The 22,568-nt window shown below is 71.7% G+C and carries 22 protein-coding genes and 1 pseudogene; 16 read left to right on the top strand and 7 right to left on the bottom strand.

What is annotated here, in order from left to right; translation table 11 throughout:
- Positions 1-173: 173 nt before the first annotated feature.
- A complete protein-coding gene (locus tag NR792_RS35345) occupies positions 174-929 on the bottom strand; it encodes a DUF5953 family protein (protein ID WP_375757110.1) in 756 nt (251 codons plus the stop codon).
- Positions 926-1,522 (bottom strand): DUF6310 domain-containing protein, encoded by a 597-nt coding sequence (locus NR792_RS35350; protein ID WP_375757111.1) that lies wholly within the window; start codon positions 1,520-1,522, stop codon positions 926-928. The genes NR792_RS35345 and NR792_RS35350 overlap by 4 nt, the downstream gene beginning before the upstream one ends.
- A gap of 256 nt (positions 1,523-1,778) precedes the next feature.
- On the opposite strand from NR792_RS35350, the gene NR792_RS35355 reads away from it, so the two are divergent.
- From NR792_RS35355 to NR792_RS35410, 12 genes are all read left to right on the top strand, one after another.
- Entirely contained in the window at positions 1,779-2,843 is a 1,065-nt protein-coding gene (locus tag NR792_RS35355; protein WP_375757112.1) for a M24 family metallopeptidase, read from the top strand.
- Positions 2,844-2,902: 59 nt separating this feature from the next.
- On the top strand, positions 2,903-4,072 hold the full coding sequence (locus NR792_RS35360; protein WP_375757113.1) for a UTP--glucose-1-phosphate uridylyltransferase: 1,170 nt from the start codon (positions 2,903-2,905) through the stop codon (positions 4,070-4,072).
- A gap of 27 nt (positions 4,073-4,099) precedes the next feature.
- Positions 4,100-5,479, top strand: a complete 1,380-nt coding sequence (locus tag NR792_RS35365; protein WP_375757114.1) for a hypothetical protein — start codon at positions 4,100-4,102, stop codon at positions 5,477-5,479.
- A 125-nt stretch (positions 5,480-5,604) separates the two neighbouring features.
- Positions 5,605-5,955 (top strand): hypothetical protein, encoded by a 351-nt coding sequence (locus tag NR792_RS35370; RefSeq protein WP_375757115.1) that lies wholly within the window; start codon positions 5,605-5,607, stop codon positions 5,953-5,955.
- A 58-nt stretch (positions 5,956-6,013) separates the two neighbouring features.
- The gene (locus NR792_RS35375) at positions 6,014-6,985 is read left to right on the top strand and encodes a metallophosphoesterase (protein WP_375757116.1); all 972 of its coding nucleotides are present in this window, start codon (positions 6,014-6,016) and stop codon (positions 6,983-6,985) included.
- A gap of 152 nt (positions 6,986-7,137) precedes the next feature.
- Entirely contained in the window at positions 7,138-7,284 is a 147-nt protein-coding gene (locus NR792_RS35380) for a hypothetical protein (protein WP_375757117.1), read from the top strand.
- A gap of 133 nt (positions 7,285-7,417) precedes the next feature.
- Positions 7,418-9,454, top strand: a complete 2,037-nt coding sequence (locus NR792_RS35385; protein ID WP_375757118.1) for a TonB-dependent receptor plug domain-containing protein — start codon at positions 7,418-7,420, stop codon at positions 9,452-9,454.
- Between the two features lie 30 nt (positions 9,455-9,484).
- A complete protein-coding gene (locus tag NR792_RS35390) occupies positions 9,485-10,144 on the top strand; it encodes an HmuY family protein (RefSeq protein WP_375757119.1) in 660 nt (219 codons plus the stop codon).
- The gene (locus NR792_RS35395; RefSeq protein ID WP_375757120.1) at positions 10,144-11,226 is read left to right on the top strand and encodes a hemin-degrading factor; all 1,083 of its coding nucleotides are present in this window, start codon (positions 10,144-10,146) and stop codon (positions 11,224-11,226) included. Before NR792_RS35390 ends, NR792_RS35395 begins: the two co-directional genes overlap by 1 nt.
- Positions 11,223-12,110 (top strand): hemin ABC transporter substrate-binding protein, encoded by an 888-nt coding sequence (locus tag NR792_RS35400; protein WP_375757121.1) that lies wholly within the window; start codon positions 11,223-11,225, stop codon positions 12,108-12,110. The genes NR792_RS35395 and NR792_RS35400 overlap by 4 nt, the downstream gene beginning before the upstream one ends.
- Positions 12,107-13,192, top strand: coding sequence for a FecCD family ABC transporter permease (locus NR792_RS35405; RefSeq protein WP_375757122.1), 1,086 nt, complete (start codon positions 12,107-12,109; stop codon positions 13,190-13,192). Before NR792_RS35400 ends, NR792_RS35405 begins: the two co-directional genes overlap by 4 nt.
- The gene (locus NR792_RS35410) at positions 13,189-13,992 is read left to right on the top strand and encodes a heme ABC transporter ATP-binding protein (protein WP_375757123.1); all 804 of its coding nucleotides are present in this window, start codon (positions 13,189-13,191) and stop codon (positions 13,990-13,992) included. The genes NR792_RS35405 and NR792_RS35410 overlap by 4 nt, the downstream gene beginning before the upstream one ends.
- A gap of 97 nt (positions 13,993-14,089) precedes the next feature.
- Here the strand turns inward: NR792_RS35410 and NR792_RS35415 are convergent, their stop codons facing one another.
- The gene (locus tag NR792_RS35415) at positions 14,090-14,761 is read right to left on the bottom strand and encodes a TetR/AcrR family transcriptional regulator (RefSeq protein WP_375757124.1); all 672 of its coding nucleotides are present in this window, start codon (positions 14,759-14,761) and stop codon (positions 14,090-14,092) included.
- A 107-nt stretch (positions 14,762-14,868) separates the two neighbouring features.
- Here NR792_RS35415 and NR792_RS35420 point away from each other — a divergent pair, with 107 nt between their 5' ends.
- From NR792_RS35420 to NR792_RS35430, 3 genes and pseudogenes are all read left to right on the top strand, one after another.
- Positions 14,869-15,717: an SDR family NAD(P)-dependent oxidoreductase gene (locus tag NR792_RS35420; RefSeq protein WP_375757125.1), complete on the top strand. Its 849-nt coding sequence runs from the start codon at positions 14,869-14,871 to the stop codon at positions 15,715-15,717.
- A gap of 189 nt (positions 15,718-15,906) precedes the next feature.
- Positions 15,907-16,431, top strand: coding sequence for a DUF1993 family protein (locus NR792_RS35425; RefSeq protein WP_375757126.1), 525 nt, complete (start codon positions 15,907-15,909; stop codon positions 16,429-16,431).
- Between the two features lie 504 nt (positions 16,432-16,935).
- A pseudogene (locus NR792_RS35430) lies at positions 16,936-17,127 on the top strand (GntR family transcriptional regulator); the annotation flags it as partial.
- A gap of 1,146 nt (positions 17,128-18,273) precedes the next feature.
- Here the strand turns inward: NR792_RS35430 and NR792_RS35435 are convergent.
- From NR792_RS35435 to NR792_RS35445, 3 genes are all read right to left on the bottom strand, one after another.
- Positions 18,274-18,399: a hypothetical protein gene (locus tag NR792_RS35435; protein WP_375761773.1), complete on the bottom strand. Its 126-nt coding sequence runs from the start codon at positions 18,397-18,399 to the stop codon at positions 18,274-18,276.
- Between the two features lie 501 nt (positions 18,400-18,900).
- Complete coding sequence (locus NR792_RS35440) at positions 18,901-19,731, bottom strand: alpha/beta hydrolase (RefSeq protein WP_375757127.1); 831 nt, start codon at positions 19,729-19,731, stop codon at positions 18,901-18,903.
- A gap of 38 nt (positions 19,732-19,769) precedes the next feature.
- A complete protein-coding gene (locus NR792_RS35445; RefSeq protein WP_375757128.1) occupies positions 19,770-20,489 on the bottom strand; it encodes a hypothetical protein in 720 nt (239 codons plus the stop codon).
- 95 nt (positions 20,490-20,584) lie between these two features.
- Between NR792_RS35445 and NR792_RS35450 the strand changes: the two genes are divergently transcribed.
- Positions 20,585-21,322 carry a tetratricopeptide repeat protein gene (locus NR792_RS35450; RefSeq protein ID WP_375757129.1) on the top strand — a complete coding sequence of 246 codons (738 nt, stop codon included), beginning with the start codon at positions 20,585-20,587 and terminating at the stop codon, positions 21,320-21,322.
- Positions 21,323-21,351: 29 nt separating this feature from the next.
- Here the strand turns inward: NR792_RS35450 and NR792_RS35455 are convergent, their stop codons facing one another.
- The gene (locus NR792_RS35455; RefSeq protein WP_375757130.1) at positions 21,352-22,545 is read right to left on the bottom strand and encodes an MFS transporter; all 1,194 of its coding nucleotides are present in this window, start codon (positions 22,543-22,545) and stop codon (positions 21,352-21,354) included.
- Positions 22,546-22,568: the final 23 nt, after the last annotated feature.

The following is a 22,568-nucleotide window of genomic DNA, read 5'->3' on the forward strand; positions in this document are numbered from 1 at the left end:
CCTTCGCGATACCTGCTCATCGCCGCGGGCGTGGCCGCGCTCGCTGGAGGCTTCGCGATGGGCGCGTGCTCGGCGTTGGAGCGCGCCTCAGGGCCGTCACCGGCTCAGCCCCCCGCCGCGGCGGACAGCGACGGTCCACAGCCAGAGCTGCCTCCCAAGCCTCGTGATTGAGGTCAAGGCGCCGAGCGTCCGCCGATCTCCGGGAAACGCTCATAGGCCCGCAGGAGCGCGTCCAGGTGGGCGGGGATGTCCAGGTCGAGTGGCGCGTCGGTGAGCCGCACGATCCAGCCACCCGAGGCCGTGCGCCGCGCCCGTGAGAGCAGCTCGGTGTCGCGGGCCGGATCCGGGAACCCTATGGCTTGCGCGGTCGCGGCGGACCAATGGTTCAGCCATCCGAGACGATGCGGAATCTCAGGCGAGCGGAGCTTCTCTGGCAGCTTGAGTGCTGGCATCCCCCGGGGCGGAACCCCTGGCTTGTGGATCGGATCGCGTGTTTGCCGTGCGATCTCGACCCCCGCGCGTGATGGCGTCGCATGCCCCCAAAACGCGCGGGCCCCCTCTGCCACGCCTTCGAGCACATCCGCTGCTGCCGCGATGACAGCCGCGTCCAGTGGCAGCTCTGCATGGACATCAAACAACGGCTGCCCGCCTGGCCCTTGGCGCGCGGGAATCTGCAACCCGAAAATCGTAACGGGGTAGCTCTCGTCACCGTTGCACACGAGAGGGAAGCCCCCATCCTTGGTTCCTTCGGCGAGCCACGCGTCGCGCTGCGGCAATGCGATGGGGCGCCCGTCTTCGGAAACCTTCCAATCGAGGCGCAAGCCGGGGACTGCCTGCTCCATCCCATGGACGACAGCGCGTGTGCGACCGTCCATTGCAACCAGGGCTGGCGCGTAGACAATGATGCCGAGGGTGCTTCGAGTCGTCATCGCTTGCACCCCGTGACGACGATCTCCAGCTCGGGCGCCGCAAGCTCCAGCGCTTCTCTATGCGCTTCGGTGCTCACCCCTACGACGAAGCGATATCCACATGACAGCGCGATGTTGCGCTCTTCTCGCATCTTGGCCGCCTGCTCTTTGACTACCTGCCCCTGGAGAAAGACACTGTACGTGTCGAATTGGTGGGTCTTGATCTCCCACAGCACACGCGCGCCGACTTGCAGCGCATCGAAGCGCACGCCGCCCACGAGCACGTCCATTCCAGGGTAACGGTTGGGCGGGACCTTGTCGGCGCATTCATTATGGGCGTCGTCCTCGCCCGCGTGGGGCACGGGAACAGGCTCGCAGCTGGCGCGGCCTGCCCGGTCCACGGGCACCGGCGGCACCGGGGGCTGCCGGCCCTGGCCCGCTGGCTCCGGCTTCAGGCTGGGCTCGCGTTGCGCTTCAGCCTCCCGGGAGGACACCTTCGTTCCTCGTGAGGTCCCTGCTTCCTCGGGGTAGGCATGGCGGAGCTCGTACGCATCCAGTTCTTCCTGGATGGCGACGGCGACCACCACCACGCCCAGGACGATGACAGCTCCCACGGCGATCTCAGGAGCGACCAGAACGCAGAGCGCAGGCCGAGAAGACAAACATCAGCAGCAGGAGGGCGCTGCAGGTCCGGAAACGCATGGCAACCTCTCCGTGGCGAAGGTGGGGGCTTCGGTCCCTCGGCTCCGGAGCATATCGGCATGCGCTGATCCCGCCGCAGGCGTCCGGGCGCTGACTTGCGAGGTGGGGCGCACGTCGCCAGCTTTGCGGCAGCGCCCCTCCTCCGAGGCTCCCATGAATGAACTGACCATGAAGCTCGCCCTCGTGCGCGCCAGCATGCGAAGGCAGGGCCTGGGCGCCATCCGCTTTCGCGGCGTGGACTGGTTCGCGTGGGTGACGTGCGGTGGCTCCAGCACGGTCATCCTCAGCGCGGAGACCGGGGTCGCGGAGGTGCTCGTCACCGACGAGGGCGCCTGGGTGCTCACGGACAACATCGAGGCGGAGCGGCTGGCACGCGAGGAGCTGCCTGGCGGGCTGCCGGTGGAAGCACACCCGTGGACCGACAGCCGCCCGCGCGAGGCCTTCGTGAAGGCTCGCACCATGGTGGGCCCCATCGGCTCGGACCGTCCGGCCGTGGGGGAGTTCCCCCTGCCCGTGGACCTCACGCGGGCCCGCGCGTCGCTCGTCCCGGAGGAGCTGGAGCGCTACCGCGCGCTCGGCAGGGACGCGGCGGCGGCGATGACGGACGTGCTGCTCGCCGCGCGTCCGGAGTGGACGGGCTTCGAGCTGGCCGGAGCGGGCGCGCAGGCCCTCTGGGCGCGGGGCATCCATCCCACGCTCACGCTCGTGGGCGACGCGCGCCGGCTGCCGGTGTACCGCCATGCCACGGCCTCGCGAGAGAAGCTGGGGGACCGGGCGATGCTCGTCTTCTGCGGCCGGCGGCACGGCCTCTTCGCCAACCTCACCCGCTTCGTCTACTTCCGGCAGCCCTCGCGGGAGGAGCGCCGGCTCGCCGCGGACGTGGCCCGCGTGGAGGCCGCCGCGTTCGCCGCGAGCCGCCCGGGGGCCACGCTCGGCCAGGTCTACGCGGCGCTCGTGCGCGCGTACGCGGACGCTGGCCACCCCGGCGCGCAGGCCCTGCACCACCAGGGCGGCTCGTGCGGCTACCTCTCCCGCGACGTGGTGGCGCTCCCCGACATGGGCGTGGCGCTGGAGACAAACAACGCGGTGGCCTGGAACCCCTCGCTGCCCGGCGCGAAGATTGAAGACACCGCCGTGGTGTCCCCCGCGGGCCTGGAGCTGCTCACCGTGGATCCGCGCTGGCCCACGGTGCGGGTGGAGGGGCTGGAGCGGCCGGACCTGCTCGTGCGCTAGCGCCGTGCGCGCCGAGTGACGCTCGCCCGAGCGGTCCGTGGTCCCTGCCCCCGGGAACGATGTCCGTGCGCGCAGGGCACCCCACCTTCGCCGGTGTGAACACCCAGACCCTGGATGAAGAGCTGGACGACCCGAGGCTCCAGCACGAAGGCTTCGACGCGGCCCGCTTCCGGATGCTGCTTGCCCGCTACCAGCGGGGCGAGCTGAGCGAGTCACGGCCTATCGAGGGCGTGCTCCATCCGCTGCGCGCGGGCGACATCCAGCCGCTCCCGGCCGAGGGCACGCCGGAGCACGACGCGTGCCGGGCCCGGGGCGAGGAGGCCTTCCGCCAGGGACAGGTGGCGGCGCTCGTGGTCGCGGGAGGCGCCGGGACGCGCTTCGGCGGCAGCGTGAAGGGGCTCGTCCCCGTCATGGCGGGGCGCACCTTCCTGGACTTCAAGCTGGAGGAGGCGCGGCAGTGGGGCCAGCGCCTGGGACGGCCGGTGCCCGTGGCGGTGATGACGTCCTTCCTCACGCACGACGGCATCGCCGCGCACCTGGCCCAGCGCGGGCAGGGGGACGACGTGCTGCTCTTCCGCCAGGGGATGCTGCCGAGGCTGACCCCGAAGGGCGACCTGTTCCGCGAGTCGGACGCCCGGCTGTCCTTCGCGCCCTCCGGCCACGGCGACGTCTTCCGCGCCCTGCGCGAGAGCGGGGTGGGGCAGCAGCTCCGGCAGCGCGGCGTGCGGTACGTGTACTTCTCCAACGTGGACAACCTGGCGGCCTCGCTGGACCCGGCCGTCATCGGGATGCACCTGACATTGGGTTGCGACATGACGGTGGAGGTGACGCCCAGGGCCAACCCCAGCGGAGCGCTGGACGCGGGCGCGGCGCCGGTGCGCCTGGGGGGACAGCTGCAGCTGGTGGAGAAGGTGGACCCGGCGGCGCACCCCTTCATCTCCACGAACAACATCACCTTCACGCTGGAGGCGATGCTGGGCCAGGAGCTCCCCATCCCCTACCGGGTGGTGTCCAAGAAGGTGGACGGGCAGCCGGTGCTCCAGTTCGAGCAGGTGACGGCGGAGGCCAGCAGCCTCACGGCACCGGATGGCAAGCCGCTCTTGTCGGTGGCCTTCGTGGAGGTGGGCCGCATGGACCCGCTGACCAGCCGCTTCGAGCCGGTGAAGGCCCCGGACGACCTCCCCCGCGTGGCGAGGCGGCTCCAGCAGCGCCTGGGAGCCCTGCATTAGGCGGGAAGATTCGCTAGAAGCGCCGTCGTGCTTCCAGCGTCTCCATCGCCCCGCCGCGACTTCGCGGCCTCGTCCCTCGCGCCCTGGCTGCTGTGCCTGGGGTTGTTCTGCGTCTACACCGCGAGCCAGGTGCAGATGCAGACGGACTCGCTGTGGTCCATCCCGTCCGCGGCCAGCATCCTCCACGAGGGCAACGCGGACCTGGACGAGTACGCGCCTTCGTTCACGAAGGCGACCGCGTACGCGCGAGGCGTCTACGGCGGCCACACCTATTATGAGTACCCGCCCGGGGTGATGGTCTCCGCGCTCCCGTTCCTGGCGGGCGCGGAGGCGCTGTTCTCGCTGGGCCGTCCGCTGCTCGCGCACCTGGGCGCTCCCGGTGCGCGGGCGCTGGAGTGGCTGGAGTTGTTCCGGAGCACCGGCAAGGTGGACGTGGGCGCCTTCCACCGCACCGAGCAGCTCATCGCCTCGTTCTACGTGTGCGCCGCCGCGGGCGTGCTGTTCGTCGCGCTGCGAAGGCGCGTGTCCGCCCGAGCGGCGCTCGTCACCGTGCTGCTCTTCGGGCTGGGGACGACGGCGTACTCCACCGCCAGCCGCGTCCTCTGGCAGCACGGCCCCGGGCTGCTGGCCATCGCCTGTGTGGTGCTGATGCTGGCGCGGCCCACGCAGACGTCACGCACCGCGTTCGTCGCGGGGCTCGCGGTCGCGCTCGCGTACGTGTGCCGGCCCACGCACTCCATCACCGTGGTGGTCGTCACCGCGTACTTCCTCCTGCGCTTCCGCCGGCTGCTGCCCGCGTACTTCGCGGGCGCGGCGCTCGTGGCGGTGCCGTTCTGCGGCTACAACCTGCACCTCTACGGCTCGCTCCTGTCGCCGTACTACGTGCACCCGCTGGACGTCGCGGGCTCGCGCTTCTTCCTGGCGCTGGCCGCGAACCTGGTGAGCCCGTCGCGGGGACTGCTCCTCTATTCGCCGTTCCTGGTGCTCGCCGGGGTGGGGTTCGTGCAGCGGTGGAGGGGCCGTGAGTTGGAGCCTTACGAGAAGGCCTTCGCCGTCATCGTGCTCCTGCACCAGGTGGCCATCTCCGCGTTCCCCATCTGGTGGGCGGGGCACTCCGTGGGGCCGCGCTTCTTCACCGACGTGCTGCCCTACCTCGTCTTCTTCCTCGCGTTCCCCGTGCAGCTCGCGCTGGGCGCACCCCGCGAGCATCGCGGCCTGGCGGGCGTGCTGGCCGTGACGGCCGCGTTCAGCCTCTTCTTCCACTGGCGCGCCTCCACCTCCTACGACGTGCACAACTGGAACTCCGTCCCGGTGGACGTGGACAGCGCGCCGGAGCGCGTCTGGGACTGGAGGGATCCACAGTTCCTGCGCGCCATCCCGGCCCGCTTCCGGGGCAACCCCCTGTAGGGCAGGGGCTCCGTCGCCTGCCTGCCTTGCAGGATGCGTCCGCCTCCAGGCCGCCGAGGGTCTTGGCGCGCGCCTGGGGCGCCTCCAGCTTTCCACCGGACCTTTCTGTTTCAAGGAGGCGGTGCATGGCGAAGGCAAGGAGCAAGCTGCCGCGCGCGCTGGGGTGGTTCAGCGTGGGCCTGGGCATCACGGAGCTGCTGGGGGCGTGGAACCTGCTCCGGTTCTTCGGCATCTCGCGCGGAGCCGGGTGGGTGCGCGGCTACGGCGCCCGGGAGCTGGCCGCGGGCGTGGCCCTCTTGAGCCCCGCGAAGAAGCGCCCGTGGCTGTGGGCGCGCGTGGCCGGTGACGCGCTGGACCTGGCGACGATGGGCAAGGGCCTGAAGGAGCCGGGCGTGCGCAAGGGCCGCCTCCTCGCCGCCACCGGCGCCGTCGCGGGCGTCACGCTGCTGGACATCTACGCCGCCGCCAGGGCGTAGGCCGGACGGGACGTGCGCTAGGCTTTCTTCCTTCTTCGACTCGAAGGAAGGAAGCCCCGTGCGTCCCGTTCTCCTGTCCCTGCTGCTCCTGCCCGCGCTCGCGGGTGCCGGCGCCCCGAAGCCGGAGGACCGCTTCGTCTTCCAGGGCGTGGAGCGCATCGTCGCCGTCGCGGACGTGCACGGTGACGTGGACGCGCTGAAGGAAGTTCTCCGGCTCGCGGGCCTCATCGACGCGAAGGACCGCTGGATTGGCGGCAAGGCGCACCTGGTGCAGACCGGTGACCTGCCGGACCGGGGCGACCACACCCGCGACGCCTTTGAATTGCTCATGCGCCTGGAGACCGAGGCGCGCAAGGCGGGCGGCCGCGTGCACCCGCTCCTGGGCAACCACGAGCTGATGAACATGCGCGGGGACCTGCGCTACGTCACGCCCGGCGAGCTCGCCTCCTTCGCGGACCAGTCCCCCACCGCCGACGGCCCGGGCGAGCCGAAGGGGCGGCACGGCCACGCCGCCGCCTACGCCGCGGAAGGGCGCTACGGGAAGTGGCTGCGCACGCACCCCGCCGTCATCCGCATCAACGACACGCTCTTCCTCCACGGCGGCCTGGCGCCCACCGTCCCGGGCACCACGCTCGAAGAGGTGAACCGCTGGGTGTGGCAGGACCTGACGCCGGGGCAGCCGCCGGGCGGCGGCGTGGAGCCGCAGGGCCCGGTGTGGTTCCGGGGCTACGCCCTCGACGACGAGGCGAAGTGGGACGCGGGCCTCACGCAGGTGCTGGAGCGCTTCGGCGCCCGCCGCATGGTGATGGGCCACACGCCGTCGAAGGATGGCCGGCTCTCCGTCCGCTTCGGGGGCCGCGTCATCGTCATCGACACGGGCCTCAGCACCCACTACGGCCGCCACCTGGCCGCGCTGGAGCTTCGCGGCGACCGCCTCACCGCGCTCTATCCGGAAGGCCGCGTGCCGCTGCTCCCCGTGCCCAAGGCCGCGCCGGCTCCGCGCCCCGAAGCGAAGACGGGCACGAAGTAGACGGTCCTCCCCTGGACACTCCCTCCGGGGTGTTCACCGGAAGTCTTTTGACTTTGATAGTCAGTATCAATATCGTCTGGCCCCATCGAACGCAGGGAGCCGCGATGCACGAGGGATGCGGACCGCAGGGAAGTGCCGGGGAGCTGCGCTGCATGTGCGGCAGCCTGCTGGCGCGACTGGTGCCGGGCGGGGTGGAGCTGAAGTGCCGCCGGTGTCACCGGACGCAGGTGGTGCCGCTGGAGTCCGCGGCGGCGGCGGAGCCACGGCGGGGCGGTGCGCCCCGGGGTGAGCGCGGCTGAAGCACTTTGAAGGAAGGGGCTCCGGCAGGGGCCCCAGGCAGTGTGTTTCCTGCGGCCCGAGGCCCCTGAGCCCAGCGCCCGACAGGCTTCCCGTGAGCGGAAGCCCCCGGCTTTCGTGCCGGGAGGACCTGGGATGTCCGGGCGTTGGTGGCTGTGCGCGCTGCTGTGGAGTGCCCTGTCCGGCCTGGCCCGGGCGGAGGACGTGCCGTCCGTGGACGGAGGCGTGGAGCAGGCTGTGTCCGCGCCGCCGGCGGAAGCGCCACCCATGGCGGAGGCCGCGCCCGCGACGCTGACGCAGGAGCCGCAAGCAGCGCGCGCAACGCTTCCGGTGGAGGAGCCTCCCGCGCTCCAGACGGTGGTGACGGGCTCGCGTACGCAGGAGCGGCTGCGCGAGACGCCGGTGGCCACGGAGGTCATCACCCGCGCGGAGCTCGTCGCCAGCGGCGCACGCGACGCCTCGGAGCTGCTCTCCACGCGCCCCGGGCTCGTGGTGCAGCAGGGCTTCGCGGGCGCCGGGCTGTCGATGCAGGGGCTGGCGCCGGAGTACGTGCTGGTGCTCGTGGACGGCGAGCGCGTCACCGGCAAGGTGGACGGCAACATCGACCTGTCGCGCCTGTCGCTGGAGGACATCGAGCAGGTGGAGATCGTGAAGGGCCCCGCGTCCGTGCTCTACGGCAGCGACGCGGTGGCGGGCGTGGTGAACTTCATCACCCGCCGCGCGCGGCGCACCCTGGGCGCGGACCTGCGCGCCGCCTACGGCACGCTGAACCGGCTGGACCTGGACGCCACCGGAGAGACGCGCGGCGACGCCTGGGGCCTGCGCATGAGCGCCGGGCTCCAGCGGCGCTCCTCCTACGACCTGGACGCCTCGGACATCGGCACCACGGGCAGCACCCTGAACGGCTACGACCTGTCCGCGCGCGGTGACTGGCGCGGCGCGGGCACGCTGTCGCTGGAGGGCACCGCGGCCTACTCGCACCGCATCCAGCGCGGCGTGGACCTGGGCGGCGCGGGCGCGGTGTTCGACCGCGCGAGCCGGGACAACAGCTTCTCCTCGCGCCTGTCTCCGTCCTGGCGCCTGGGCGACACGACGACGCTGCGCGCGGACGTCTCCTACGCGCACTTCGACCGGCGCTACCTGCGCGACCAGCGCAACGCCTCCGCGCTGGACACCGTGGAGGACACGCGCGACCAGCAGGCCCGGGTGGGCGCGCAGGTGGACGCGCGCCCCGGCGGCGGACACGCGCTGGTGGCGGGCACCGAGTACCTGGGCGAGTGGCTCCGCTCGGACCGGCTGGACGGTGGAAGCGGCCGGCGCGGACGCGGCTCCGTGTACGCGCAGGACAGCTGGACGCTGGCGGAAGCGCCGGGACTGGTGCTGGTGCCAGGCGGCCGGCTGGACGTGGACTCGCAGTTCGGGCTCGCGGCCACGCCGCGCGTGGCGCTGAAGGTGGATCCGCTGTCGTGGCTCACCGTGCGCGGCAGCTACGGCTGGGGCTACCGCGCGCCTGGCTTCCAGGACCTGCTCATCGACTTCGAGAACCCGTCCGTGGGCTACACCGTGCGCGGCAACCCGGACCTGAGGCCCGAGCGCTCGCGCAGCTTCAGCGTCAACGTGGAGGCGCGGCCCACGGGTGACACCGTGCTGTGGGCGGGCGCGTTCCAGCACGCGCTGCGCGACATGATCACCGCGTCGCTCCAGTCCGAGGGCGACTTCCTGCGCTACTCGTACGTCAACATCGCGCGGGCCCGCGTGCGCGGCGGCGAGCTGGGCCTGCGCCAGTCGCTGCCCGGCCGCGTGCAGGTGGAGCTGGGCTACACGCTCACCGACGGCACCGACCAGGAGCTGGACCGCGCGCTGGAAGGCCAGGCGCGGCACCGGCTCACCGCGCAGGCCACGTGGCGCCACCGCCCGTGGGGCCTGGAGGCCAACGTGCGCGGCGCGCTCACCGGCGAGCGTCCCTTCTACCCGGATACCAACGGAGACGGTGTGGCGGATTCCTACCGTGCCAGCCCCACCGTCTCCCTGGACGCCCGTGTCGCCTGGCTCATGCCAGCGGGCGGGCTCCAGCTTTTCGTTGTGGGCAGCAACCTCACCGGTGCGGGCAATCCGAAGGATCTGCCCATTCCTCCCCGCACCCTCCAGGCCGGTGTCTCCACCCGGTTCTGATTTCCCACCCTGCACCCTGAAGGAGTCCGCATGTTCCCCATTCCCCTCCGTCCCGGCTTCCTGGGCCGCGCCTGCGCGGCGCTGTTCCTCGCCGGCCTGGGCACCGCGTGCGGTGACGACCTCCAGCCCACGCCGGGACCCGGCGAGGACGAGGACCCCATCGTCACGCCGCAGGACGGCGCGAACCTGAAGCACCAGGACAACGGCGACGGCTCGTTCACCTCCGTCGTGGACGCGACGGACGGGGCGGCGTGGGTGGCCGTGGATCTGGACTCCGGCAAGCAGGTGAGCGCGGCGGACGACGCGCTCTGGGACCTGGCCTTCCAGCGCTACACGGTGAAGGCGCGCGGCGGCGTCAGCGGCACGGGCGGCGTGCAGGTGGCCATCGTGCCGGGCACGTCCTTCGCGGCGCTCACCCAGGCGCCGGCGTCCGGCTACGTGACGGACGCGGCGGACGGCCCCGACACCGGCGACAGCCCGGACACCGTCTTCAACGCGGGGGACGGCTGGTACGCCTACGACCTCCAGACCCACACGCTCACGCCGCGCTCGCAGCTGTACGTCGTGCGCTCCGACTCCGGGACGTACTTCAAGTTGCAGGTGCAGTCCTATTACGACACCGCCGGAACGCCCGCGATGGTGAAGCTGCTCTGGGCGAAGGTGGCCGCGCCGGCCGGGGGGCAGCCGTGATGAACCGCGCGGAGGAGGGGGTGAACCCGCACGCCGCGCTGAAGGAGCGCTGGCTGGCCCTGCGTGAAGCCCAGCCGCGCATGCGCATCCGCGACGCGGCGGAGCAGCTGGGCGTGAGCGAGGCGGAGCTGCTCGCCACCGGATTGAACGGCGAGCTGGTGCGGCTGGAGCCGCGCTTCGACGTGCTCCTGCCCCGGCTGGAGTCGCTGGGCCGGGTGATGGCGCTCACGCGCAACGCGTCCGCCGTGCACGAGAAGAAGGGCGTCTACCGCAAGGTGGAGCTGCACGGCGCGCGGGCGCTGGTGCTGGACGAGGACATCGACCTGCGGCTGTTCCTGTCGCGCTGGTGCTTCGTCTTCGCGCTGCGCGAGGACCTCTCCGGCCAGGTGCGCCGCAGCTTCCAGGTCTTCGACGCGGCGGGCACGGCGGTGCACAAAATCTACCTCCAGGATGACGCGAACGCCGCCGCCTTCGAGGGGCTGGTGCGGGAGCTCCAGCACGAGGACCAGGGCCACGTGCTGGGCGTGGTGCCGGTGTCGCCTCCCGCCGGGCCCCGGCCGGACTCGGAGATCGACGCGCTGGGGCTCAAGGCCGGCTGGCGAGCGCTCCAGGACACGCACGAGTTCTTCGCGCTGCTCAACACGTTCAAGGTGGCGCGCACGCAGGCGCTGAGGCTCGCGGGGACGGAGTTCGCGAAGCCGGTGACGCCGGACGCGCTGGGCTGGACGCTGGAGCGCGCCGCGGCGACGGAGCTGCCCATCATGGTGTTCGTGGGCAACCCGGGCGCCATTCAAATCCACACCGGGCCGGTGCGCACGGTGCGGCCCATGGGCCCGTGGATGAACGTGATGGACCCGGGCTTCAACCTCCACGTCCGCGCGGACCACGTCCACACCGCGTGGGTGGTGCGCAAGCCCACGCGCGACGGCGACGTCACCTCGCTGGAGCTGTTCGACCGGGCGGGAGAGAACATCGCGCTGCTGTTCGGCAAGCGGAAGCCGGGTGAGCGGGAGTCCCCCGCGTGGCGGGCGCTGATGGAGGAGCTGGTCCGGACGCTGCCCGCGGTGGAGGTGGCGTCATGAAGCGCACGGCTTCGAAGTGGGGCCTCCTCACGGCGCTGTTCGCGCTGACGGCGCACGCGGCGCCTCCGGCGGCGAAGCCCGCGCCGAAGCTCATCACCATTGGCCCGGCCATCACGCAGACGGTGTTCGCGCTGGGCGCGGGGGACCGGGTGCTGGGCGTGGATGACTCCAGCGCGGCGCTGCCGGAGGCGTCGAAGGTGCGCACGGTGGGCTACCAGCGCGCGCTGTCGGCGGAAGGGGTGCTGTCGCTGGGCGCGGGCGTGCTGCTGGGGTCGGCGGAGGCGGGACCTCCGGCGGTGCTGGCGCAGCTGAAGCAGGCGGGCATGACGGTGGAGACGTACGCCAACGAGCCCACGGTGGAGGCGGCGCGCACGCGCATCCAGGGCATCGCGGAGCGGCTGGGCATGCCGGAGCAGGGCCGGGCGCTGGTGGCGAAGCTGGACGAGGACCTGACGAAGGCAACCGCCCGCGCGGAGCAGGTGAAGGGCAGGACGCCGCCGCGCATCCTCGCCATCTACGCGAGGGGCGCGGGCGCGATGATGGTGGCGGGCTCGGGCACCGTGGCGGACACGCTCATCCGCCTGACGGGCGGGACGAACGCGGCGGGGGCGATGCAGGGCTACAAGCCGCTGGGCGCGGAGGCCGTGGTGGCGGCGGCGCCGCAGTTCGTGCTGCTGCCCGCGGGCTCTGTGGCGACGGTGGGGGGCGCGGAGGGGCTGGCGAAGCTGCCCGGCCTGTCGCAGGTGAAGGGCTGGAAGCTCGTCACGGTGGAGGACGTGGACTTCATGGGGCTGGGGCCCGGCCTGGGCAGGGCGGTGGCCCGGGTGCAGGACGCCGTGGCTCCGGCGCCCCCGGCGGCGGTCGGGAAGGGCGGCGGCAAATGAGCGCGTCGGAGGCCATGCCCGTCCCCGCCACGCGTCCGGTGCCTTCGAGGCTGCCGGGCGCGGGGCCCTGGGTGACGCTGGGACTGCTGCTGGCGTTGATGGTCCTGGCGTCGCTGGCGGTGGGCTCGATGACGGTGCCGCCGTCCGCCATCCTGGGAAGTCTCTGGGAGGCGTTGGGGCCAGGCGAGGCCTCCCACCGGATGGATGCGATGCAGCGCGCGGTGCTGCTCACCATCCGCCTGCCGCGCGTGCTGATGGGCGTGATGGTGGGCGGAGTGCTGGCCACCACGGGCGCCGCGCTCCAGGCCCTGTTCCGCAATCCGTTGGTGGAGCCCGGCCTGCTGGGCACATCCAGCGGGGCGGCGCTGGGCGCGGTGCTGGCCATCGTGCTGGACGTGACGCTGGCCGCGCACGTGGGGCCGCTCCGGATGCTGGTGGTGCCGGGGGCGGCCTTCGTGGGCGCGCTGGGGGCGACGTTGCTCTCGCTGAGGTTGGGCACGGGAGGAGGGCGCACGGACACGCCGCGCGTGCTCCTGGCGGGCGTGGCGGTGAGCGCGGGCGCGTTCGCGGGCATGGGCCTGCTCACGCACAGCGCGACGGACGCGCAGCTGCGCTCCATCACGTTCTGGAGCCTGGGCAGCCTGGGCGGCGCGTCGTGGGAAGCGGTGGGCGCCGCGGCGCTGCCGCTGAGCGTGACGCTGGGATTGCTCCTGAGCGAAGCGCGGGCGCTCAACCTGATGCTCCTGGGCGAGCGTGAGGCGTGGCACCTGGGCGTGGACGTGGAGCGGCTCAAGCGCAAGCTCATCCTCGCCGCCGCGCTGGGCGTGGGGGCGGCGGTGGCCTTCTGCGGCATCATCGGCTTCGTGGGCCTGTTGGTGCCGGCGCTGCTGCGCATCGCGCTCGGCCCGGACCACCGGAGGCTGCTGGCCGCGTCCGCGCTGTCGGGGGCCTCGCTGCTGCTCGCGTCGGACCTGCTGGCGCGCACGCTGGCCTCTCCGTCCGAGCTGCCCGTGGGCGCGCTCACGTCGGTGCTGGGAGTGCCCGCCTTCATCGCGCTGCTCGCGCGCAAGGGGGCGGCATGAGCCTGGAGGCGCGTGGCATCGAGGTCTGGCGGGGGCGGGGCCGGGTGGCCGGTCCCCTGTCGCTGGAGGTGCGCCCCGGCGAGGTGCTGGCCGTGGTGGGCCCCAACGGGGCGGGCAAGTCGTCCCTGCTCGCGGCGCTGTCAGGCGAGCTGCGCTGCAAGTCCGGCGACGTGTTCCTGGAAGGCCGCCCGCTGCACCAGTGGCCCTACGTGGAGCGCGCACAACGGTTGGGGGTGCTGCCGCAGGAGTCCTCCCTGGGCTTTGGCTTCACCGCCTTGGAGGTGGCGGTCCTGGGCCGCAGCCCGCATGCCCGCCGGGGCGGCGAACAGTCCGACCTGGAGATCGCCCGAGCCGCGCTGGACGCCACCGACACGCAGCACCTGGCCTCACGCGCGTACACCACGCTCTCCGGCGGAGAACGGCAGCGCGTGCAGCTGGCCCGCGTGCTGGCCCAGCTGTGGACACCGCCCACGCACGGCCACCGCTACCTGCTGCTGGATGAACCCACGGCGAGCCTGGACCTGTCCCACCAGCACCTGGTGTTGGAGCGCGCCCGGACCTTCGCGCGGGAGGGCGGCGCGGTGCTCGCGGTGCTGCACGACCTGAACCTGGCCGCGCGGTACGCGGACCGCCTCGCGGTCCTGGACCAGGGCCGGTGCGTGGAGACGGGGACGCCTTCGAGCGTGCTCACCCCCGGCCTCATCGCGAACACCTTCGGGTTGCAGGTGGAGGTGCTGGCGCGGCCGGACCTGCCCGGGCCGCTGGTGATTCCGCTGGGACGCGCACCCGCGCCGCCCTGAGGCACCGGTTTCCTCCCGCGAGGAGGGCGTCCACGCGCGCGAACGCCCCTCCAAGGCCACGCGTCGGACCCTCCTCGCGGAAGGACGTTGTGCCCTTTCACATCCGTGCCACCCGTTCCCGGGTGGCACGGCGGGGACGCGCCAGGGCTGGCTCCGGCCGCAGGTATCCGATTGCCAGCGCGGCGATTTCGTCCACGAACGCATCGTCCTCCACGTAGTCCGGCCGGTCCGTCAGCGCCGTGTGGCACAGCGCCTCCACCGCGTTCACCAGGATGAAGACCGCCATGTCCAGGTTCCGGGGGCGCAGGTCCTCGAAGCGAGGCGCGAGGAACGCCCGCACCATCCGGTGCAGCCGCTGCGAGTACGCATCCGACAGCCCCCACTGCCGCATCCTCGGCATCAGCTCATGCAGCACCTGGTTCAGGCGCGGGTTCTCCCGCTTCACCGCGAGCACCTGCCGGATGAGCGCGCGCATCGCCACCGGAAGCGGCTGTCCGGCCAGCGGCACCAGCCCGGCCTCGAAGTCCGCCAACGCCCGCGCGCGGTGCTGCTCCATCAGCGCCGTCACCAGCCCCTCCTTGCTGGGAAAGTACTGGTACAGCGAACCCACGCTCACCCCCGCCTCCTGGGCAATGCGGTTGGTGCTCGCGGCTTCGTAGCCGTCCCTGAGCAGAACGCGAGCAGTCGCGGTGAGGATGGCGTCACACGTGGCCTGCGCCCGCTCCTGGCGGGGCGCCCTGCGACGGGAAGGTGGGGGACGGCGGGGCATGAGGCCTCCGGGGAGGGAATGTGAGCACCACGCGAGTTGAGAACGTGAGCGCTGGCTCACATTCTAACCCCATGCAAACGACTTCGTCCCCCTCCGCTGTTCGCCCTGTGGTTCCCCCGCCGGCCCCCCGGGGCAAGGCCTTCCCCTACGCGGGTCACCGCGCGCTCGTGACGGGCGCGTCATCCGGCCTGGGGGAGGTCTTCGCCCGCGAGCTGGCGGCGCGCGGCATGGACCTCGTCCTGGTGGCCCGCTCCGAGGACCGGATGCACGCGCTCGCGGCGGAGCTGACGAAGGCCCACAACATCCAGGCGGAGGTCATCGCGCTGGACCTGGGCCGCGAGGGCGCGGGCCGCGAGCTGCACGCGCGCTGCCAGGAGAAGGGGCTGCGCGTGGACCTGCTCGTCAACAACGCAGGCTTCGGCATGCACGGGGCGTTCGACGCGGCGCCGTTCGCGCGGCAGCACGAGCAGGTGATGCTCAACGTCACGTCGCTGGCGGACACCAGCCACCTGTTCCTGCCGGACATGCTCGCGCGCGGCGTGGGAGGCATCCTCAACGTGGCCTCCATCGCGGGCTTCCAGCCGGTGCCGTACATGGCCATCTACGGGGCCACCAAGGCGTTCGTGCTGTCCTTCACGGAGGCGCTGTCGGAGGAGACGCGCGAGCGCGGCGTGCGAGTGCTCGCCCTGTGCCCGGGGCCCGTGCGGACGGCGTTCTTCGACGTGGTGGGCACCCAGCAGGCCGCCGTGGGGCCCATGGCGACGGCGGAGGAGGTGGTGCTGCGTGCCCTCAAGGCCCTGGACCAGGGCCGGTCGTCGGTGGTGCCAGGGTGGCGCAACTGGCTGCAGGCGAACCTGACGCGCTTCACGCCGCGCTGGCTGGGCCTGCGCGTGGCGGCAGGGATGATGCGGCCGCCCGAGGCAGTGGGCACGGGCACCGCGCGGCTCGCGCCGTAGCGGCGGGCCTCAGGATGCCGGGCGCTGCTCCGGCACCGGTGACGTGGGCGAGTCCAGCGCCGGCGACGCTCCGAGCATCGGTGAGCATGAAGAAGACCGCGCCGCCCGGGGACCGCTCTTGTTGTCGTGGTCGTTCGGGCGCATGCTGAAAAGGCGGAAACGCGAGCGCCAGAAAGCGAGGGAAAGCCGATGGCGACATCACTCTACGACCTCAGCGTGCCCACCTTCCTGCAGACCGTGAGGGCCGTCGCAGGCTTTCTCGATCGTGCGGCCAAGCACTGCGCTGAGACGGGGGTTGATCCCAACGACTTCGTGAACGCGCGCCTTTTCGACGACATGGCGCCCTTCCACTTTCAGGTCGAAGCCACATGGCACCATTCCGTGTGGGGGGTGGAAGCCCTCAAGACCGGTGTGTTCGCCCCGCCGGCCTTGGTCGGACCGGTCCCTTTCGCCGACCTGCAGGCGATGATCGGCAAAGCGGAAGTGGCGCTGGAGGCGTTCACGCCCGACGAGGTCGACCAATGCGCGGGCAAGGCCCTGGACCTTCAGATCGGACCGCGGAGGCTCGCCTTCACGTCGGAGACGTTCATCCTCTCGTTTTCCCTGCCGAACTTCCATTTCCACGCCGTCACTGCCTACGACATCCTCCGCTCGCGCGGTGTACCGCTCGGCAAGCGTGATTACGAAGGCCGGCTGCGCACCAGATCAGCCTGAGCCGGAACCTCGGTGTGGAGGCATGCGGCGGGTGTCGGCGTACGTGAATGGATCAGGAGGGGTGAGAGCGATTCTGGAGCACCTGGGGTTGCCCACGGCGAGTGCGCACCTTGCCCCTGCGTGAGGGCCGCCCCAGAGCTCAGCCCCCATCTCAACTGATCTCCGCGGAAACGGGTGTCGCATCCGACGAAATCATCGGGCCAGGAGGTCGCAAGCAATTCATCGACAGCTCCCCACGACGCGAAGACCACCGGGAGGACGAACGCCTCGCGGAGTGCCGCGGTGAGCCGAGACATCGCGCCTACGCGGACACCAAGGTAGGTCCACGGACAGAGGCGCCCGCCGGGAGCGCTTTCGCCAAACCTGTCCGACAGTCGGACAGGTTTACTCCGCCTGGGCCCCAGGCCGCCCTGTCCCGGCAACCAACGAGGACGGTGGGCCCGCACGTCCATGTCAGACCCCTCTGGTTGGATGGGCGAGGCGAGGGCGAGGAGGGTGGCGGTGATGGTGCGGGTGGGGCTCGTGGCGTACGTAGAGGAGCAACTCGAGCGCGAGATTTCGCTCGGGAGGCTGTCGAGGAGCGGGCAGCTGGGCTCGGAGCAGGTGCTGGCGCGCCTCTATAATGTAAGCCGGGGTACCGTGCGCGAAGCGCTGCGGCGACTGGCGGCGCGGGGGCTGGTGGTGCAGCACCCTGGGCGCAGGACGCGCGCGGTGGCGCTGGATGAGTCGCTGACGCTGGAGAACCTGGGCCTGGCGCTGCATGACAAGCGCTCCGAGGAGTGCCGGCGGCTCCTGGAGGGCTTCTTCAGCCTCAAGCGGCAGGTGCTGGTGGAGCTCCTGGCGGACTGCTGTGTGAGTGCTTCCGAGAGGGATGTTCGCCAGCTGGAGGACCGCTGCTACGCCCTCGGGGACGCGGCGCACTGGAACCCCGGTGCACGGTGCGCGCAGCTGGAATTCGAGTTGCTGCGGCTGGCGGCCCAGGCGGCGTCACGTCCAGGGCACCTGCTCCTCATTCAGTCCCTGCAACGGGCCCTGAGAGGCAACGCGGCCCGGCTGCTGTCCTTCATGGGTGGCGAATCCCTGCGCCAGTGGGCCCTGTGCGCGATGCACGCACTGAGCGAGCGCGACGCGCAGGCACTTCAGCACCAGCTGCCGACACTGATGAAGGCGTGCGATGAGCACGTCCTCAACCAATTCGCCCCTGCTCCCCAGGAGCCAGCTACCTCCGAGGCTTACTTCGCTCAGGACCTCGTTGGCGCGCCCACGTCAGCCAGCGGGCAGGACGATGCATTGGAGCCACCTCCTTGCGTGGAGGTGCGTGACCTTGGCGCGCCCACGTCAGTCAGCGGGCAGGACGATGCATTGGCGGCACCTCCTTGCGTGGAGGCCTGTGACTTTAGCGCTCCCACGTCAGCCACAGGGCAAGGCGATGCATTGGCGGCACCTCCTTGCGTGGAGGCCTGTGACTTTAGCGCTCCCACGTCAGCCACAGGGCAAGGCGATGCATTGGCGGCACCTCCTTGCGTGGAGGCCTGTGACTTTGGCGCTCCCACGTCAGCCAGCGGGCAAGGCGATGCGCTGGAGGCAGGCCCTTGCGTGGAGGTGCGTGACCTCGGTGCTCCCATGTCGGCCAACGGGCAGGATGATGCACTGGCGGCAGGCCCTTGCGTGGAGGTGCGTGACTTCGGTGCTCCCACGTCAGTCACCGGGCAGGACGATGCACTGGCGACAGGCTCTTGCGTGGAGGTGCGAGGTCTCGACGCTCCCACGTCAGCCAGCGGGCAAGGCGATGCACTGGAGGCAGGCCCTTGCGTGAAAGGGCGTGGCCTCTGCCCTCCCGTGTCAGTCACCGAGCGGGACGATGCTCTGGAGGCAGGCCTGTGCGCTGAGGCCCGTGGCCTCGGCGTCCCTGTGGCAGTCACCGAGCAGGAGGATGCGTTTGAGGCACGCCCGTGCGTTGAGGCGCATGGCCTCAACGCTTCCGCGTCAGCCTTCGAGGACACGGAGGCGCTTGGGGTGGCCTCCTGTCTTCAGGCGCAGGCCCTCCTCATTGAGCCCGATAGTGGGGGGCTGCGGTTTCCAGTCGCACTGGGGCTTGTCTCCAGTGGCCCCGGTGAGGAGTGCGCCGACGGGGACATGACGGGCTTGGCCTTGGGCAATCTGCCCGACTGTCGGACGGGTTTGGATGCTTCGTCTGCTGAGGATGGCCTCCAGCCCGAGGCTTCATCCGTTGATTCCTGCGTCTCAACCCACTCGGCGGTGCACAAGGGGGACGGGCCGCTTCACGGCATCCCGGGCCCCCTGGGCCGGTGGGCTGCGCGCCTCTGGCGCTTCATTGCCCAGTCCCTGGGGCTTCCTGCTTCGTGAGCGGCGACTGCGCTTCGTGCCCACTCTCATGAAGCTCCGCACTCCTATCCGTTTGAGCTTTGCCTCCGCTCTGGATGGGGCAGTGGACTTCCGGCGACCTGCTCAGGGGACGGCCTTCGTGGAGGCGGGCGCGAAGGCCTCCCGCAGCACCTTCGCCTCCAGCGAACGGTAGATGTTGGCGTGGCGCAGGTCGGGCCGGGGCTCGTACTTCCACTTCAATCCGGTGGGCGCGTTCGCGCGGAAGACTTCGGCCAGGCGTGTGGCCTGGTCCGCGACGTCATCACCGGCCGACGCGAAGTAGAGCGTGGTGGCCTTCAGGTTCGGGCGGGCCTTGAGCCTCTCCCCGGCCTTGCGCACCCATTCGTCGTCGTTCCACCAGAGGCTGGGGCTCAGCGCGATGGAGGTGCCGAACAGCCCGGGCTGGAGGAAGAACGTCTCCATGATGAACAGCCCCGCGAGCGACTCGCCGATGATGGCCGTCTCGTCGGTGACGCGGTACTTGCGGCGCACGTGGGGCATGAGCTCGTCGCGGAGGAAGGCTCGGAACGCGGCGGAGCCACCGACCCTCGGGGCGATCTCCTTGTCCGCCGCGACCTGCGTGGGCCCCGTCATGTCCCGGCGCCGCTCGGTGTTCTCAATGCCGACCAGGATGACGGGCCGCATCTCACCGGCGCGGATGGCGGTGTCCACGGTGGTGGCCACGTGCGGGAAGTCCTCCTGCTCGCCACCGTCGGGCATGTAGAGGACGGGATAGCGCACGCCCTTCGCCGCGGCGTAGCCGGGCGGCGTGTAGACGTTGATGCGGCGCTGCTCGCGGAGCGCCTTCGACTTGAGCATGAACGTCGCGTGCGGAGGCATCGGCTCCGCCTCCGTGGCGTGCCCCACGCCGCTGACGAGGACGACGGCGAACAGGAACAGACGGACGCACCACATCGGCTGCCACCTCCTGAAGGGAAGAACGCTCGCGTGCTTCAGCGCCGCCGGGCCGGCGGACGGGACGGAGCGGACGACGACTTCGCCTTGGGCACGCGCCGGGCGACGAAGAGGGTGTGCCGCGTCCCCTTGGTCCCGTGCGCCGTGGGGTGGAGCAGCTGGACGGAGAAGCCCACCTCTTCCAGCAGCTTCACGTACGCGGGCGAGGGCCCGGCGCTCCACACCACCAGCGTCCCGTTGGAGCGCAGGGAGTTGTAGGCGTGCGACACGCCGGTGAGGTCGTAGAGGCTGTCGTTGTCGGGATGGGTCATGGCCTTCGGGCCGTTGTCCACGTCAAGCAGGATGGCGTCGAAGGCGCCCTGCTGCCTGCGCATCACCTTGCCCACGTCCCCCTCCACCACGGTGACGCGCGGGTCCTCCAGCGGCGCCTTCGCCAGCGGCGCGAGCACGCCCCGGTTCCACTCCACCACCGGCGACATCAGCTCCGCGACCACGACGCGGGCCCCCGGCCCCAGCCGGTCCAGCACCGCGCGCACCGTGAAGCCAAAGCCCAGCCCGCCCACGAGTATCCGGGCGGGCGCGTCCGCCGCGAGGTTCGCGCAGCCGGCCTCGGCCATGGCCATCTCCGAGCCATGCTGACGGCTGGACATCAACGTCTGGCCGCGCACGCGCAGCACGTACTCTTCATCCCGCCGGGCGAGCACGACCTCTCCCACGTCCGGCACCTGCGCTCGCTCCACTGTTTCCCAGGGCTTCATGCCAGCGCTCTTCTCGCGACCGGGCTCCCGGGTCAAGTCGCCGCCTTGACACCCCGGGACGCGCCTGCGAAATGCCGGACGACCGCCCCCACCGCATGGAACGCAACGGACGACAGGCCTGGCCCCCGGAGCTGTCCGAGCCCCTGCGCGAGGTGGACCGCCTGCGCCGGGGCGGCCGCTACACGTCGGCGCTCGCGCTGGCCCGGTCGCTGGCGGAGGCGCACCCGACACAGGTGCGGGTGCTGGTGGAGGTGGGGCTGACGCTGGGCGTGTGGGGCGGCCAGCCCGAAGAGGCCCTGCCCTGGTTCGACCGCGTGCTGGAGCTGGCACCGGGCCACGTGGCCACGCGCTACCACCGGGCGCTCACGCTCGCGCGGCTGGGGCGGCACGCGGAGGCGGTGGAGGGCTTCACGCAGGTGGAGGCCGCGGGCTTCCGTAAGGCGCTGGTGCTCCACATGAAGCGCGCGGAGTCGCTCGAGGCGCTGGGACGGCTGACGGAGGCGGAGTCCGACTGGACGGCGGCCCTCGCGGAGGACCGGGGCAACCCATGGCTCCTCCAGCAGCGGGCCCGGAGCCGCACCCGAGCAGGGCAGGCGGACGCCGCGGAGCAGGACCTCACCGCCGCGCTCGCGTCCCAGGCGGGTGAGGCCGTGGACCCCGAGCTGCTGTACGAACGGGGTGTACTCCGGCTCCAGCGAGGCGACGTCGCGGGGGCTCGCGCGGACTTCGACGCGGGGCTCCAGGCCTTCCGCGTGGGCGACCCCCCGTCGCTATTGGACGCGCTCCGGCATGGGCTCCAGGACGCGGCGGCCCGCGAGGGCGGGGCGCGCTGAGCTGCTTCAGGGGGCGCCCGGCCGCATGACTACGCGTGTTCCGCGGGTGCTGGTGCTGCCGCGGGGCGGCCAGCGCCGCCACGGTTCGCGACCGCGAAGAGTCCTGCCCCGAGGAGGGTGAGCGCGACGGCGGCCCAGGCCGGCGCGAGGTAGCCCCACCCGGCCGCGATGACCAGACCGCCCAGCCATGCTCCCGCGGCGTTGGCGATGTTCAGGGCGGAGTGGGACATGGACGCGGCCAGGGAGGGCGCGCCCGGAGAGGCTTCCATGAGCCGCACCTGCACCGCGGGCGCGAGGAACTGCGCCGAGACGCCGATGAGGAACACGAGCGGGACCGCCGCCCACGGCGACGTGGCCGTGAGCGCGAACAGGCCCATCACGAGCGTCGTCGCGCCGAACCCCACCCACATCGCGAGCGTCACCGAGTGGTCCGTGAGGCGGCCGCCCAGCATCGCTCCCACCGTCATGCCCACGCCGAAGAGGGCGAGCACCCACGGCAGCGCCGACTCGGGCAGGCCCGACGCGAACGTCAGCGTCGGCGCGATGTAGCTGTAGACCGCGAACAGCCCCCCGAAGCCCACCGCGCCCACCAGCGACGTCCACCACACCTGCGGCTGCCGCAGCGCGGACAGCTCCTGGCGGATGCTGCTCCCTCCCAGCGAGGCCACGTGCGGCACCCACAGCCAGAGGGCCAGGAGCGTCACCAGGCCAATGACGCCCACCAGCAGGAAGGTGCTCCGCCAGCCCAGCTGCTGCCCGAGGAACGTCGCCGCCGGGACGCCGACGATGTTGGCGATGGTGAGCCCCGCCATGAGCAGCGCCACGGCGCGTCCCTTGCGCCCGGGCCCCAGCAGCTCCGCGCCCACGACGGAGCCCACCCCGAAGTAGGCGCCGTGCGGCAGGCCCGCGATGAACCGGGCCACGATGAGCGTGTCGAGGGTGGGCGCCAGCGCCGAGGCCGTGTTGCCCACGGTGAACGCCGCCATCAACAGGAGCAGCAGCGCCCGGCGTGACATCCGCGCCGTCACGATGGCGACCAGCGGCGCCCCCACCACGACGCCCAGCGCATAGGCGGCGATGACGTGACCGCTCCGGGGAATCGTCGTCCCGAGCCCGCTGGCGATCCGCGGGAGGATGCCCATGGTGGCGAACTCGGTCGTCCCGATGCCAAAGCCACCCAGGGACAGCGCCAGGAGCGCACGGCCTACGTGTTGCGTCTTCACGGTGTCCCCGTATCAGGTCGGCG

The sequence above is a fragment of the Corallococcus exercitus genome, assembly GCF_042231735.1.
Lineage (GTDB): Bacteria > Myxococcota > Myxococcia > Myxococcales > Myxococcaceae > Corallococcus > Corallococcus exercitus_B.

Coding starts and splice junctions, on each gene's coding strand:
- NR792_RS35435 (WP_375761773.1), bottom strand. CDS start 18,399: ATGCGCCTCAACGCACGGGCGTGCCTCAAACGCATCCTCCTGCTCGGT.
- NR792_RS35370 (WP_375757115.1), top strand. CDS start 5,605: ATGGCGAAGGCAAGGAGCAAGCTGCCGCGCGCGCTGGGGTGGTTCAGC.
- NR792_RS35390 (WP_375757119.1), top strand. CDS start 9,485: ATGTTCCCCATTCCCCTCCGTCCCGGCTTCCTGGGCCGCGCCTGCGCG.
- NR792_RS35405 (WP_375757122.1), top strand. CDS start 12,107: ATGAGCGCGTCGGAGGCCATGCCCGTCCCCGCCACGCGTCCGGTGCCT.
- NR792_RS35445 (WP_375757128.1), bottom strand. CDS start 20,489: ATGAAGCCCTGGGAAACAGTGGAGCGAGCGCAGGTGCCGGACGTGGGA.
- NR792_RS35425 (WP_375757126.1), top strand. CDS start 15,907: ATGGCGACATCACTCTACGACCTCAGCGTGCCCACCTTCCTGCAGACC.
- NR792_RS35450 (WP_375757129.1), top strand. CDS start 20,585: ATGGAACGCAACGGACGACAGGCCTGGCCCCCGGAGCTGTCCGAGCCC.
- NR792_RS35385 (WP_375757118.1), top strand. CDS start 7,418: ATGTCCGGGCGTTGGTGGCTGTGCGCGCTGCTGTGGAGTGCCCTGTCC.
- NR792_RS35380 (WP_375757117.1), top strand. CDS start 7,138: ATGTGCGGCAGCCTGCTGGCGCGACTGGTGCCGGGCGGGGTGGAGCTG.
- NR792_RS35360 (WP_375757113.1), top strand. CDS start 2,903: ATGTCCGTGCGCGCAGGGCACCCCACCTTCGCCGGTGTGAACACCCAG.
- NR792_RS35345 (WP_375757110.1), bottom strand. CDS start 929: ATGACGACTCGAAGCACCCTCGGCATCATTGTCTACGCGCCAGCCCTG.
- NR792_RS35355 (WP_375757112.1), top strand. CDS start 1,779: ATGAAGCTCGCCCTCGTGCGCGCCAGCATGCGAAGGCAGGGCCTGGGC.
- NR792_RS35410 (WP_375757123.1), top strand. CDS start 13,189: ATGAGCCTGGAGGCGCGTGGCATCGAGGTCTGGCGGGGGCGGGGCCGG.
- NR792_RS35440 (WP_375757127.1), bottom strand. CDS start 19,731: ATGTGGTGCGTCCGTCTGTTCCTGTTCGCCGTCGTCCTCGTCAGCGGC.
- NR792_RS35415 (WP_375757124.1), bottom strand. CDS start 14,761: ATGCCCCGCCGTCCCCCACCTTCCCGTCGCAGGGCGCCCCGCCAGGAG.
- NR792_RS35400 (WP_375757121.1), top strand. CDS start 11,223: ATGAAGCGCACGGCTTCGAAGTGGGGCCTCCTCACGGCGCTGTTCGCG.
- NR792_RS35395 (WP_375757120.1), top strand. CDS start 10,144: ATGAACCGCGCGGAGGAGGGGGTGAACCCGCACGCCGCGCTGAAGGAG.